13 protein-coding genes are annotated in these 12,298 nt (G+C 76.0%); 4 read left to right on the top strand and 9 right to left on the bottom strand.

The annotated features are described in order from the left end of the window. Window positions 1-73: 73 nt before the first annotated feature. The 3 genes from JOD57_RS13415 to JOD57_RS13425 form a co-directional block, all read right to left on the bottom strand. Window positions 74-340: a hypothetical protein gene (locus tag JOD57_RS13415; RefSeq protein WP_204692478.1), complete on the bottom strand. Its 267-nt coding sequence runs from the start codon at window positions 338-340 to the stop codon at window positions 74-76. Window positions 341-437: 97 nt separating this feature from the next. Next, window positions 438-1,298 (bottom strand): manganese catalase, encoded by an 861-nt coding sequence (locus JOD57_RS13420; protein WP_204692479.1) that lies wholly within the window; start codon window positions 1,296-1,298, stop codon window positions 438-440. A 134-nt stretch (window positions 1,299-1,432) separates the two neighbouring features. Beyond that, window positions 1,433-2,176, bottom strand: coding sequence for a sensor histidine kinase (locus JOD57_RS13425; protein ID WP_204692480.1), 744 nt, complete (start codon window positions 2,174-2,176; stop codon window positions 1,433-1,435). A gap of 62 nt (window positions 2,177-2,238) precedes the next feature. Between JOD57_RS13425 and JOD57_RS13430 the strand changes: the two genes are divergently transcribed. Next, window positions 2,239-2,931 (top strand): response regulator, encoded by a 693-nt coding sequence (locus tag JOD57_RS13430; protein WP_307824667.1) that lies wholly within the window; start codon window positions 2,239-2,241, stop codon window positions 2,929-2,931. 104 nt (window positions 2,932-3,035) lie between these two features. Here JOD57_RS13430 and JOD57_RS13435 read toward each other — a convergent pair whose 3' ends face one another. Beyond that, entirely contained in the window at window positions 3,036-4,565 is a 1,530-nt protein-coding gene (locus JOD57_RS13435; RefSeq protein ID WP_307824668.1) for a PH domain-containing protein, read from the bottom strand. After that, window positions 4,562-5,077, bottom strand: coding sequence for a PH domain-containing protein (locus JOD57_RS13440; protein ID WP_204692481.1), 516 nt, complete (start codon window positions 5,075-5,077; stop codon window positions 4,562-4,564). Before JOD57_RS13440 ends, JOD57_RS13435 begins: the two co-directional genes overlap by 4 nt. Before the next feature lie 68 nt (window positions 5,078-5,145). Between JOD57_RS13440 and JOD57_RS13445 the strand changes: the two genes are divergently transcribed. After that, complete coding sequence (locus JOD57_RS13445) at window positions 5,146-5,475, top strand: rhodanese-like domain-containing protein (protein WP_204692482.1); 330 nt, start codon at window positions 5,146-5,148, stop codon at window positions 5,473-5,475. A gap of 27 nt (window positions 5,476-5,502) precedes the next feature. Here the strand turns inward: JOD57_RS13445 and JOD57_RS13450 are convergent, their stop codons facing one another. From JOD57_RS13450 to JOD57_RS13460, 3 genes are read right to left on the bottom strand one after another with little or no spacing between them, the layout of a single operon-like run. Beyond that, window positions 5,503-7,119 (bottom strand): long-chain fatty acid--CoA ligase, encoded by a 1,617-nt coding sequence (locus JOD57_RS13450; protein WP_204692483.1) that lies wholly within the window; start codon window positions 7,117-7,119, stop codon window positions 5,503-5,505. Between the two features lie 25 nt (window positions 7,120-7,144). Then, complete coding sequence (locus JOD57_RS13455; RefSeq protein WP_204692484.1) at window positions 7,145-7,813, bottom strand: DNA alkylation repair protein; 669 nt, start codon at window positions 7,811-7,813, stop codon at window positions 7,145-7,147. Continuing rightward, entirely contained in the window at window positions 7,813-9,009 is a 1,197-nt protein-coding gene (locus JOD57_RS13460; protein WP_204692485.1) for a cytochrome P450, read from the bottom strand. The genes JOD57_RS13455 and JOD57_RS13460 overlap by 1 nt, the downstream gene beginning before the upstream one ends. A gap of 56 nt (window positions 9,010-9,065) precedes the next feature. On the opposite strand from JOD57_RS13460, the gene JOD57_RS13465 reads away from it, so the two are divergent. Next, window positions 9,066-10,001: a DUF5926 family protein gene (locus tag JOD57_RS13465; RefSeq protein ID WP_204692486.1), complete on the top strand. Its 936-nt coding sequence runs from the start codon at window positions 9,066-9,068 to the stop codon at window positions 9,999-10,001. Window positions 10,002-10,159: 158 nt separating this feature from the next. Here JOD57_RS13465 and JOD57_RS13470 read toward each other — a convergent pair whose 3' ends face one another. Beyond that, complete coding sequence (locus JOD57_RS13470; protein ID WP_204692487.1) at window positions 10,160-11,380, bottom strand: arginine deiminase; 1,221 nt, start codon at window positions 11,378-11,380, stop codon at window positions 10,160-10,162. 127 nt (window positions 11,381-11,507) lie between these two features. Between JOD57_RS13470 and JOD57_RS13475 the strand changes: the two genes are divergently transcribed. After that, window positions 11,508-12,275 carry an SDR family oxidoreductase gene (locus JOD57_RS13475; RefSeq protein ID WP_204692488.1) on the top strand — a complete coding sequence of 256 codons (768 nt, stop codon included), beginning with the start codon at window positions 11,508-11,510 and terminating at the stop codon, window positions 12,273-12,275. Window positions 12,276-12,298 lie beyond the last annotated feature (23 nt).

Genomic DNA, 12,298 nt, shown 5'->3' on the forward strand with positions numbered 1-12,298 from the left:
GTGGGACGTCGGGGAGGACGCGCGACGATCAGGTCCCCTGATCGTCGCGCGGCGGCGCGGCGGCGCGGCGGTCTCAGGCGGTGCGGACGGCGGGAGCCGGGGCCTCGGGGACCAGCGCGGCCTCGGTGGGGAGCGCCGCGTCGACAGCGCGGACGGCGGCGGCGGTGGTCGGGACGGTCCGGCGCGAGCGGCGCACGGCCCAGCGGGCGACCAGGGCGGCGAGGACGACCAGACCGGCCAGGGTCTGCGGTCCGGGAGCGGTGACGGTCGTGGCCACGGCGACGGCGACGGCCGCGGCGTAGACGGCGGTGAGCAGGACGGCGGGGACGGGCAGGTGCACGGGGACCTCCGGGGGAGGCGCCCGCCGGGCCGGCGGCCGGGCTGCGGGAGCCCGGCCACCGGCGCGGCGACGGCGCGGGTGGGCGAGGGTCAGTGCCTCACTTCAGGAGGTCCTTGGCCTTCTGCAGCAGCGTGTGCGCCTCGGTCTGCGGCGTGCTGTAGAGCCGCGGGTCGCCCGGGGGCAGCGTCGGGCCGTCGGCCGTGGCCTCGATCGCCGCGGCACGGAACTGGCTGCGCCCGTCGATCGAGGGACCGGAGGCCCAGCGGCCGTTGGCGGCCTCGGGGCCGTCGGAGGCCTGGATGAAGGTGTAGCCCAGGTCGCCGACCTCCTCGTCGAGCGGGAAGGCCTCGGGCACGGGCAGCCCCTCGAGGCCGTCCTCCTTGAGCTGCTCCACCGCGGCCAGCCACTGCTGCTGGTGCATGTGGTCGCGGGTGATGAGGAAGCGGAGCATGTCCTTGACGCCCGGGTCGTCGGTCATGTTGTAGATGCGGGCCACCTGCAGCCGGCCCTGCATCTCCGCCGTCGCGTTGTAGTAGAAGTCCGCCATGAGGTTGCCGCTGGCGGTCACGTACGCGCCGGTCCACGGGTTGCCCATGCTGTCCATGTAGGACGCCGCCTGGCCGTTGACGATCAGGTGTTGCGGGTTGTGCTGCCCGTAGCCGGCGGCGGCCTCCTTGGTGCGGTCGGCCGAGTCGGGCTTGAGCGGCGCGTGGTCGAGCAGCCGGTCGATCATCGTGATGATCATCTCGACGTGGGCCAGCTCCTCGGTGCCGATCGAGAGGAGCATGTCCTTGTACTTGCCGGGCAGCCGGCAGTTCCAGCCCTGCAGCAGGTACTGGGTGGCGACGGTCATCTCGCCCCACTGACCGCCGAGGATCTCCTGCATCTTGCGGGCGAAGTCCGGGTCGGGGCCGTCGGGCTTGGCCTCGTACTGCAGGGCGTGGGTGTGGGTGAACACGGGCTCTCCCTCGGGGAGTCGGGTACGGCGGGCGCTGCGCTGTCGTCGCGGCCACCGCCTGCTGCGGTGACACCCCGGATCTGCCCGCGCCCGGTGGCCCACCCGTGCCGTCCCGTGGCCCCCCCAGGCCATCCTCAGCGGTCGGGGAGGGTGACCGTCAGCGTCAGGCCGGCGTCGCTCACCGCCCAGGACACCCGGCCCCCGAGGTCGCGGGCGTGCCGCTGCACCGACCACAGGCCCAGGCCGGTCAGGTCGACCGGCGGGGTGTCGTCGCGGAGGTACTGCACCACCCGCTCGGGACGGGCGACGTCCTGCGTGAGCGCCAGGCGGACGAGGCCGCCCCGGCAGGTCGCCGTCAGCAGCACCGGGGCGCCGTCGCCGTGCCGGTGGGCGTTCTCGAGCAGGTTGGTGAGGATCCGCTGCACCCGGGCGTCGCCCACGGTCACGTCGGAGGCGCAGTCCTGCACCGCCACCGTGAGCCGGTCCGCGGGCAGGCCGGCGGCGGCCGCCGAGGCGCGGAGGACGTCGCCGAGCAGCCTCCGGGACGGGCCGCGGCGCACCGCACCGCCACTCGCGTCGGCGGTACGCAGCATCGAGGACAGGTGGGCGGTCTGCGCGCGGGCCAGGTCGAGCAACTCACCGCGCCCGGCCGCGGGGTCGGGCGCGGAGGGGTCCAGCGTCCGCAGCACGGCCTCGAGCGAGGCCAGCGGGCTGCGCATGTCGTGGCACATCGCCCGCAGGAGCGCGCTCTCGGGTGTGGGCTGCGGTTCCTGCTCGGGGCGGGGTCCGCGGGCGAGGTGGGTGCGCAGCACGCGGGCCAGGTCGGTGAGCAGTCCGCCGGGCCGGTCGGCTGCGGGGGTGTCGGGAGCCAGGGTCACGGGCACCTCCTGGGTGCACTCGGCCAGCTCCGCCGGGCGCGACGGGCCGGACGAGGAGGGTCGTGGGGTCGACCGACGCCGGGGCTCAGCGCCAGACGCACGTGGACGTGGTCGTCGTCGACGACCACCCGTTGTTCAGCCGGGGGCTGTCCCTGCTGCTCCCGGGGGTGAGCGAGGGCCGGGTGCGCGTCGTGGCCACCACCGACGACGCGTCGGCCGCCGCGGCGCTGGTGCGCCGCCACCACGCCGACGTCGCCGTCGTGGACCTGCACATGCCGCCGCCGGGCGGCGTCCGGGCGATCGCGGCGATCCGCCGGGCCGACCCGATGGTGCGGGTCGTGGCCCTCTCCGGGCTGGCCGAGGCCGACGCCGCCCTGGAGGCGCTCCGGGCCGGGGCGGCCGGCTTCCTGCCCAAGACCGCCGATCCCGAGACGCTGGTCCGCCCGCTGCTGGCGGTGCTGGACGGCTGGTCGGTGGTCCCCGAGTCGCTGCTGCGCCAGCTGCTCGACGAGGCCGCGCCGACCGGTGAGCAGACCGTCGCCGACCGGCTGACCAGCGACGAGCGGCGGCTGTGGCGGCTGGTGGCCGACGGCACGAGCACCGTCGACATCGCCACCACGCTGCACGTCTCCGAGCGCACCGCCAAGCGGCTGGTGGCCGCGCTGCTGCGCAGCCTCGGGGTGGCCACCCGCGTCGAGGCCGCGGCGCTCGCCGGCCGCGTCGGCCTGGGGAAGGGGACCGGCGGGCCGGGCTGAGCGGCGGACGCGCCGCGGAGCGGTCGGCATCGCGGGCCCGCTACCCGGCCCGGAGATCGACACGCTCCAGTTCCGTTGATCTGGCCCCGACGGGCCAGCGGCGGTCAGCCCGCGGGGACGGTGCCCTCGCCGCCGGGCGCGGTGGCCCACCGGCCCGACGCCGCCTGGGTGAACAGGCCGACGTCGGCGGCGGCCATGTCCACCGCCGCGTAGCCGCCCACACCGGCGCCGACGCAGGCCACGACGGTGGCCAGGCCCGCGCGCCGCTGGACGACGCTCTGCCGGACCTGCCAGCCGACGACGGCCCGCCGCTGCAGCACGGCCTGCTCCCGTACCAGCAGCCCGCTGCGCACGGTGAACGACCGCGGCCCGACCGCGTGGCCGAGTGCCGCGTACCGCCCGAGCCCGAGCGGCACGCCCAGGACGGTGAGGACCACGCCGGCTGCCAGCAGCCCCCACCAGCCGGTGGCCGCGGTCAGCGCCGCACCGGCCGCCGTCACGACCAGGCCCGAGCCCACCGCGCGGGCCAGCCGCCGGCGCCGGGCGGCCGGGGGGTGCGGGCGCAGCGGGCCGGGGTCGTCGACCAGCACCCCCAGCAGCCGCACGGCCTCCACGCGCGGCCCGAGCGGGAGCACCTGCCCCCGGCGGTTGGCCGCGCCCAGCCCGGTGACCAGCGCGTTGACGCGGGCGGCGCGCACCAGGCGCATGCCCAGTCCCTCCGCCAGCGTGCCGCCGCGGACGCGGTCGACCTCGAGCTCGGTGTGCCGGCGGGTGACCAGCCCGCGGACGGCGACCAGCGAGCCCCCGCGGCGCACCAGCCGGAAACCCCAGTTGACCACCGCGGCGCCCAGGACGGCCCCCGCGGCGAGCAGCAGCAGCGCGGCGACGACGGCGACGGCGAGGACGCGGGCGTCGGACAGGTCGGGGCCGGTGAGGTCGGGCTGCAGGCCGCGCGGCAGCTCCTGCAGCAGCCGGGACAGCGCGCCGACCGCGGCCAGCGGCACCGCGAGGTAGCCGGCCACCAGCGGCGCGTAGAGCAGCCAGCGCGGGGAGAAGCGGGCCAGCTCCACCTCGGCCGGCGCCTCCTCCGGCAGGACCGCGGCGGACGGGTCCGTTCCGCCCCTCCCGGCCGACCGCCGGTGGGTGAGGACCGAGGCCCGCAGCCGGTCGCCCTCGGCGCGCGGGACGCCGTCGACGACGACCTCCTCGTCACCGCCGGTCATCGACCCGGCGGCGGCGTCGACGCGCACCCGCACCAGGCCGAAGAGGCGGTGCAGCACGGGCGCCTCGACCTCCACGCCGCGGATGCGGTCGTTGGGCACCGTGCGCACCGAGCGGGCGAGCAGGCCGCGGGTGACCACGACCGCCGCCGGGGTGTCGGCGTAGGTGGTCCGCCACCACGACAGCGCGGCGAACAGCAGCGACAGTGCCGTCACCACCCCGACCAGGGCGACGACCACCCCCGGGCCGTCGGGCCCGACCGCGGCGATGATCGGGATCGCCGCGGGCACCACCTGCCGGGCCTGCCGGAACGTCACCGTGTGCACCAGCACGACGAGCGGCGAGCTGCGGCGGGCCGCGGGCGGCGGGGCGCTCACCGGGGCGGGGGGCAGTGGCGTGCCGGGAGCGGTCACGTGGCCTCGTCGCGGACCTGCTCGGCCCGGCGGGCGAGGTCGTCGGCCACCCGCTCGGCGACCGCGATCTCCAGGTGCGGCACCCGCACGGTGCCCTGCGAGGAGGCGGTGAGCACCGCGACGCTGGCCAGGCCGTACATCTGCTGGAGGACGCCGCGGGTGACGTCGACGGTCTGGATGCGCGCGACCGGCACCAGCGTCCAGGTGCGGGTCAGCCAGCCGGTGAGGGCGTGCACCGTCTCCGCGGTGACCTCCCAGCGGTGCACCCGGTAGCGGATCCACGGCCGGACGCCGATGGCCACCACCGCGTAGACGGCGACGAGGGTGGGCAGCAGCCAGCGCAGCACGGGCACCGGGCCGCCCGCCGACGTCGGCACGGCCAGCACCGCGACCGCCACGAGGGCGCCGTAGACGAGCGTGCCGATCACGCCCTCGGTGACCCAGAGCCAGATCGCCGAGCGGGACACCGACCAGGCCGGCTCGCGGACCGGGGGCGCGGGGGGAGCGGACATCGCCGTCCATCCTCCCAGCCCGCACGAGGGGTGGCGCGCGCCTGCCGGGCTGCGAGGATGGGGACGTGATGCCCCAGCAGGTGCCGACCGTGCCCGCCGCCGAGGTGCCCGAGGACGCCGTGCTGCTCGACGTCCGCGAGGACGGGGAGTGGGTCGCCGGCCACGCCGAGGGCGCCACCCACATCCCGATGGGCGACGTCCCGGCGCGGCTCGACGAGGTCCCCGAGGCCGACCCGCTCTACGTCGTCTGCCGCAGCGGTGGCCGCTCGGCGCGGGTGGCCGCCTGGCTCAACCACAACGGCTACGACGCGGTGAACGTCGGCGGCGGGATGGGCGAGTGGGAGGCGGCCGGCCGGCCCCTGGTGAGCGAGACCGGCCGGCCCCCGACCGTCGTCTGAGACCCCGCGTCCCCGGGACGGTCTCCGCTACTGGCTGACCGGGTGGTCCGCGAAGCGGTTGCGCAGGTCCTTCTTGGAGAACTTGCCGACGCTGGTCTTGGGCACCTCGTCGATGAACTCGACGGCGTCGGGCATCCACCACTTCGCCACCTGTGGCCGGAGGTGGTCGAGGACCTCCTCCTCCGTCATCGTCTCGCCCTCCCGGAGGACGACGCAGGCCAGCGGCCGCTCGTCCCACTTGGGGTGCGGGATGCCGACGACGGCGGCCTCCTTGACCTTCGGGTGGCTCATGATCGCGTTCTCGAGGTCGACCGAGCTGATCCACTCGCCGCCGGACTTGATGAGGTCCTTGGTGCGGTCGGCGATGCGGATGGAGCCGAAGGCGTCCATCGCCGCGACGTCGCCGGTGCGCATCCAGCCGTCCTCGGTGGTCAGCTCCACGCCGGCGTCGGGGTTGTAGTAGTCCTGCGCGCACCACGGGCCGCGGACCTGCAGCTCGCCGGTGGCCTTGTCGTCCCACGGCTGCGGCTCGAGGGAGTCGGCGTCGACGATGCGGGCCTCCACGCCGAGGAACGGGATGCCGGCGCGGGCGCGCTGCGCGGCCTTGCCCTCGTCGTCGAGGTCGTCGAAGCGGGGCGGCAGGATGCCCGAGGAGGCGACCGGGTGGGTCTCGGTCATGCCCCAGGCCTGCAGGATCGGCAGGCCCACCTGCTCGCGGTAGGCCTCCGACAGCGCCTTGGGCACCGCGGACCCGCCGCAGCCGATGTCGCGCAGCTTGTGCGGCTTGCCGGCCAGGTGCGGCAGCACGCCCTGCCAGATGGTCGGGACGCCGGCGGTGAAGGTGACGCCCTCCTCCACGATGAGCTTCGCCAGCGCCTCGGGCTGCATCATCGGGCCGGGCATGACCAGCGAGGCGCCCGCGGCCGGGGCGGCCTGGGCGATGCCCCAGGCGTTGGCGTGGAACATCGGCACGACCGGCATGGCGACGTCGCGGATGCCCAGCCCGAAGGCGTTGGGCATCAGCACGCCCATCGTGTGCAGGAACGTCGAGCGGTGCGAGTAGACGACGCCCTTGGGGTTGCCGGTGGTGCCCGACGTGTAGCACATCGAGGCGGCGCTGTTCTCGTCGGTGACGTGGAAGTCGACCGGGGACGCCTCGGCGAGCAGCACCTCGTAGTCCGAGACGCGGGGGTCGTCGGGGATCTCGTTGTCCCCGCCGTCGTCCATGACCACGACGTGCCGGACGGTCTTCATCGTGTCGACCAGCGGCCAGAACAGCGGCAGCACCGTGCGGTCGACGAAGACGACCTCGTCCTCGGCGTGGTTGGCGATGTAGGTCAGCTGCTCGGGGAACAGCCGGATGTTGAGGGTGTGCAGCACGCGACCGCTGGACGGCGCGGCGAAGTACAGCTCGAGGTGGCGCTGGCTGTTCCAGCCGAACGTGCCCACCCGGCCGTCGGCGCTGATGCCCAGCGTGTCGAGGACGCCGCCGAGCCGGCGGGTGCGGTCGGCCCACTCGGCGTAGTTGCTGCGCACCGGGCCGGTCGGGCTGCCGGTGACGATCGTCCCGTCGCCGTAGTGCTGCTCGACGTGCCGGAAGATCGCGTCGATGGTGAGAGGGAAGTCCTGCATGAGGCCGCGCATGGCCGCATCGTGCCAGTGACGCCGCTCACTCTCCAGCGGGGCGCCGTCGTTCGAGCTCCCGCAGGACGTCGGCACCCACCCAGCGGGCGCCCCGGCCCCCCGACCTCAGCCCCTGCGCCGTCTGCACGGCGCGGGCGTGCAGGCCGGGGCTGCGCTTGCCCATCTGCCGCAGCGCCCAGCTCACGCCCTTGCGGACGACCGGCCGGTCGTCGTCCGCCCGCTCGGCGACCGCGCGCAGGAACGGCTCGAACCGGTCGTCGTCCGACCCCCTGTCCGCCACCGCGAGCCCGGCCATGACGGCGAACCCGGCCCGCTTGACGAACGGCTCCGGACGCCCGCTCCACGCCAGCGCCCGGGCCCAGGCGAACGGGGTGTGCCGGACCAGGTTCTGGCACACCTGGTCGCACACGTCCCACGAGTCGAACCCGGCCGTCCACTCGTCGAGCTGCCGCTCGTCCACCGCTGCCGGTTCCTCGACCAGGCCGGCCAGGATGCGGGCCTCGTGGACGCCGGAGCGCCACAGCCCCGCGGCGAGCTCGTGCGAGCGGCCCAGCTCCTCCGCCAGCGCGCGCAGCTCGGCGACCGTCACGCCCAGCACGTCCGCGCCGCCGACGCCGTGGCGGGCCATCCCCTCCAGCCGTGCCGGGTCGGCCAGCCCGCGCAGCCGGCCGAGCACGTCGGCGACGTCGGCCACTACCGGTTCAGGACGACGGGCAGCTCGGCCAGGCCGCGGATGACGAACTCCGGACGGCGCCGTGCCGGGGCGGCCGGCTCGATGGACGACGTCCGCGCCAGCAGCGCGCCGAAGGACGCCTGCAGCTCGACGCGGGCCAGCGGGGCGCCGATGCAGAAGTGCACGCCGGCGCCGAAGGAGACGTGCGGGTTGTCGGTGCGGCCGACGTCGAGGGTGTCGGGGTCGGCGAAGACGGCGGGGTCGCGGTTGGCGGACCCGAGCAGGGCCGCGACCTTCTGCCCCTGGCGCACGGTCACGCCGCCGACCTCGACGTCCGCGGTGGCGGTGCGCTCGAACAGCTGCAGCGGCGAGTCGAAGCGCATGAGCTCCTCGATCGCCGTCGGCAGCAGGCCGGGGTCCTCGCGCAACCGCCGCAGCTGGTCCGGGTGCTCGAGCAGCGCCAGCAGGCCGTTCCCGCTGACGTTGACCGTCGCCTCGTGGCCGGCGTTGAGTAGCAGGATGCAGGTGGTGACCAGCTCGTCCTCGGTGAGCCGGTCGCCCTCGGCGTCGCGCACGGTGACCAGGTGGGTGAGCAGGTCCTCGCCCGGCGCGCGGCGCCGCTCGGCGGCCAGCCCGCGCAGGTGGGCGACGAACTCCGCGGCCGCGCGCTCGGCGGCGTCCTCGACCTCCGCCGTCCGGCCGTACTCGTACATCTTCACGATCGCGTTGGACCACGGCCGCAGCAGCGGCCGGTCGGCCTGCGGCACCCCGAGCAGCTCGGCGATGACGCCGACCGGGAGCTCCTCGGCCATCCCCGACAGGACGTCGACCGGCTGCCCACCGGCGGAGCGCTCGACGAGGCCGTCGACCAGGTCCCGCGCGTACGCCTGCACCCACGGCCGCAGCCGCTCGACGTGCCCGCGGGCGAAGGCGGCGCTCACCAGGCGCCGCAGCCGGGTGTGGTCGGGCGGCTCCATCTCGAGGATCGCGTTGCGGTGGATCAGGTTGAAGCTGCCGAAGCGCTCGGCCGGCTCCCGGTCCCGCCAGATCCGGCCCAGCCGCCGGTCGCGCAGCACGGCGTTGCTCTCCGCGTGGGTGAACGCCAGCCACAGGCCCAGCTCCTCGTGCCACTGCACCGGTGCCCGCGTCCGGGCGTGCGCGAAGGCCGGGTAGGGGTCGGCGACGACGGCCGGGTCGGTGAGGTCCAGCGGCGTCACGGCTGCCGAGCCTAGGTGGCACGGACCGCCACCGGGCCCCACCTACGCTGGGCCGCATGGCCCGATCCGCGACCCGCCGCCGTCCCGCGCCCGCCGCCACCGACGGCACGACCAACCCCAAGGCCCCCTGCCCGTGCGGGTCGGGCCGCCGCTACAAGCACTGCCACGGCTCGGGCTACGCGCCGCCGGTGACCCGCCCGTTCGAGGGCCTGCCCGGCGAGGCCGACTGGGTGGCCCTGCGCGAGCTGGTGCCCGCCGCCACCGCGCCGCTGAGGACGGCGGACGGCCGCGAGGTGACGCTGGCCAGCGTGCTGCCCGGCGGCGCGCCGGCGCTGGTGCGCAGCAACGGCGAGATCCTGCTCGGCGTCCAGCTGCAGGCCTCCTCCGACGACGTCAGCCGCGACATCGGCACCGCCCTGGCCGCCGCGCTGCAGTCCCCGGCCGGTGCGCCGGTGGACCCGGGCCCGATCGGTGCCGCCGGCTCGGCCGGCCCGCGGCTGCAGGAGCTGCTCGACCTCTCCGCGCCGCTCGACGTGACCGTGCACGAGGACTTCGGCTTCTGGCTGGAGGGCACCGACGCCGGCGCCGCCGCCCGGGCCGGGCTGCAGCGCGCCAACGAGGCGGTGCTGCCCACCGAGCGGCTCGAGGGGCTCGGAGCCGCCTACTGGGTGCGGCCCGGCAACGAGCGCGCGCACCTGCGCTGGGTGCGCCCCGAGGCCGAGGAGCGGCTGCTGGACGCGCTCGCCCGGCTCTCCGCGTCCGAGCAGCTGCTGCTCGGCGAGGGCACCCGGTACGCCGGGGCCTTCCGCGCCCACGGGCTGGTCGTGCCGGTGTGGGACCTGCCCGCCGACACCCCGGCGCAGGAGTGGGCCGGCCCGGCCGCGGAGTTCGGCACCCGGCTGGAGCAGGCGCTGGCCGCGACCGGTGAGCTCGGCGCCGACGAGCGCCGCGCCCGCGCCGGCCTGCTCTCCCGCCAGGTCACGCTCCGCTGACCGGCTGACCCCGGTGGCGGGGGTCGGCAGTGCGCGTCACCTCCGCCGTCCTCGTGCTCTGCCCACCACTGTGGGCAGGGCACGACTGTGCTCCGCTGTGGGTTCCCGGGGCACGGGCCGGCCGGGGAGGCGGGCGGAGTGCCTACCGGGCGGAGTGCCTACAGCGGGTCGCGGGACACCGGGCAGGACATGCAGCGGGGTCCGCCGCGGCCGCTGCCCAGCTCCGACCCCGGGATCGGCACCACCTCGATGCCGGCCGCCTCGAGCGCGGCGTTGGTGACGGTGTTGCGCTCGTAGGCCACGGTCAGGCGCGGGGCCAGCGCCAGGGTGTTGTTGCCGTCGTCCCACTGCTCGCGCTCGGCGGTCACCGGGTCCAGACCCGTGTCGATCACCCGCAGCCGGTCGATCCCCATCGCCTCGGCCGCCGCGAGCACGAACGGCCGCGGCCCGGAGACGGCGAGCTCGACGGTGTCGGCGTCGTCCGGGAGCTCGTCGCCGACGGTGACCGTCCAGGCCACCAGGGAGTCCGCGACCGCCGGGTACATGACCATGGCGTCGGTGTCGACCATCGTGGCGATGGTGTCCAGGTGCATGGTCGCCCGCTCCTGCGCGATGGGGACGACGAGCACCGTGTGCGCCAGGCCGCGGGCGAACACGCGGCGGGCCAGCCGCTCGGCCCCGCCCGGCGTCGTCCGCTCGCCGACGCCCACGGCCAGCACCCCGGGGGCCAGCAGCAGGACGTCGCCGCCCTCCAGGTGCTCCAGCGAGGCGTCGTAGAGCTGCCCGGTGCCGGCGAAGCGCGGGTGGTGGGTCGCGACGGCCCGGGTGATGGTGCTCTCCCGGTGCCGCGCGGGCATGGCCAGCGACGTGATGGCCACCTGGTCGCCCACCCACACCGACGAGTCGCGGGTGAACAGCAGGTTGGGCAGCGGCGGCACCACGAAGTCCCCGCGGCCCATGATCTGGTAGGCCAGCCCGCGCCCGCCGCGCAGCTCGTCGTGGGCCAGGCCGGCCATCAGCGTGGTGGCCAGGTCCTGCGGCGCCAGCCCGGACAGGTGCGACACGGCGGCGCGCTGCAGGGTGGCGCCCAGCCGCGGGTCGTCGACGGCCGCGGCCACCAGCTCCTCGCGCGCCGCCGGCTCGGCGAGCACCTCGGTGAGCAGCGCGTCGAGGTAGAGCACCTCCACGCCGCGGCCGGTCAGCTCGGCGGCGAACGCGTCGTGCTCCTCCTGCGCGCGGGCCACCCACGGGACGCCGTCGAAGAGCAGCTGGTCGTTGTTGCGCGGGGTGAGCCGGCGCAGCTCCGCGCCCGGCCGGTGCAGGACGACCGTCCGCAGCCGGCCGACCTCGCTGGTCGCGCCCACGCGCCGGGGGTCCACGGCACCCGAGGCTGGCACAGCCGGGGCCCCGTTGCCGGTCGGGACCACCCGATCGGGCCTGGCTAGGGTGCCGGGCCGGGGCCCGCACCGCCCCCAGCCGTCACACGTCGCTCCCAGGAGGCTCCGCGTGGACCTGTTTGACCTCACCGGGAAGGTCGCCGTCGTCACCGGCGGCACCCGCGGCATCGGCCTGATGATGGCCCGCGGCCTGCTGCAGGCCGGCGCCTCGGTCTACGTCTCCTCGCGCAAGCCCGACGCCGGGGAGCAGGCCGCCGCGGAGCTGGCGCAGTTCGGCCGGGTCGAGTCCATCCCGGCCGACGTCTCCACCGAGGCCGAGTGCCTCCGCCTGGCCGAGGAGGTGGGCCGGCGCGAGGAGCGGGTGCACGTGCTGGTCAACAACGCCGGCGCCACCTGGGGCGAGCCGTTCGAGACCTTCCCGGCCTCGGCGTGGGACAAGGTGCTCGACCTCAACGTCAAGGCGCCCTTCTTCCTCACCCGCGCGATGCTCCCGCTGCTCGAGGCCGCGGCCGGCGACGACGACCCGGCGCGCGTGGTCAACGTCGGCAGCATCGACGGACTGCACGTGCCACAGCTGCCCACCTACTCGTACTCGTCGAGCAAGGCCGCGGTGCACCAGCTGACCCGGCACCTGGCCAAGGAGCTCGGACCGCGGCGGATCACCGTCAACGCCGTCGCCCCGGGGCCGTTCGAGTCGAAGATGATGGCCGCCACGCTGGCCGCCCGCGGCGACGAGATCGCCGCCAGCTCGCCCCTGGGCCGCATCGGCCGTCCCGACGACATGGCCGGAGTCGTCGTCTACCTGGCCAGCCGGGCCGGCGCGTACGTCACCGGCGCGGTCATCCCGGTCGACGGCGGCCGCGCCACCACCCTCTGAGACACGACCCCTGCGGTTCGGGC

Source organism: Geodermatophilus bullaregiensis (assembly GCF_016907675.1).
Classification (GTDB): domain Bacteria; phylum Actinomycetota; class Actinomycetes; order Mycobacteriales; family Geodermatophilaceae; genus Geodermatophilus; species Geodermatophilus bullaregiensis.

Bases quoted from the DNA above. Each gene is read 5' to 3' on its own strand.
- JOD57_RS13440 (WP_204692481.1), bottom strand. From the start codon at position 5,077: ATGTCCGCTCCCCCCGCGCCCCCGGTCCGCGAGCCGGCCTGGTCGGTG.
- JOD57_RS13445 (WP_204692482.1), top strand. From the start codon at position 5,146: ATGCCCCAGCAGGTGCCGACCGTGCCCGCCGCCGAGGTGCCCGAGGAC.
- JOD57_RS13450 (WP_204692483.1), bottom strand. From the start codon at position 7,119: ATGCGCGGCCTCATGCAGGACTTCCCTCTCACCATCGACGCGATCTTC.
- JOD57_RS13465 (WP_204692486.1), top strand. From the start codon at position 9,066: ATGGCCCGATCCGCGACCCGCCGCCGTCCCGCGCCCGCCGCCACCGAC.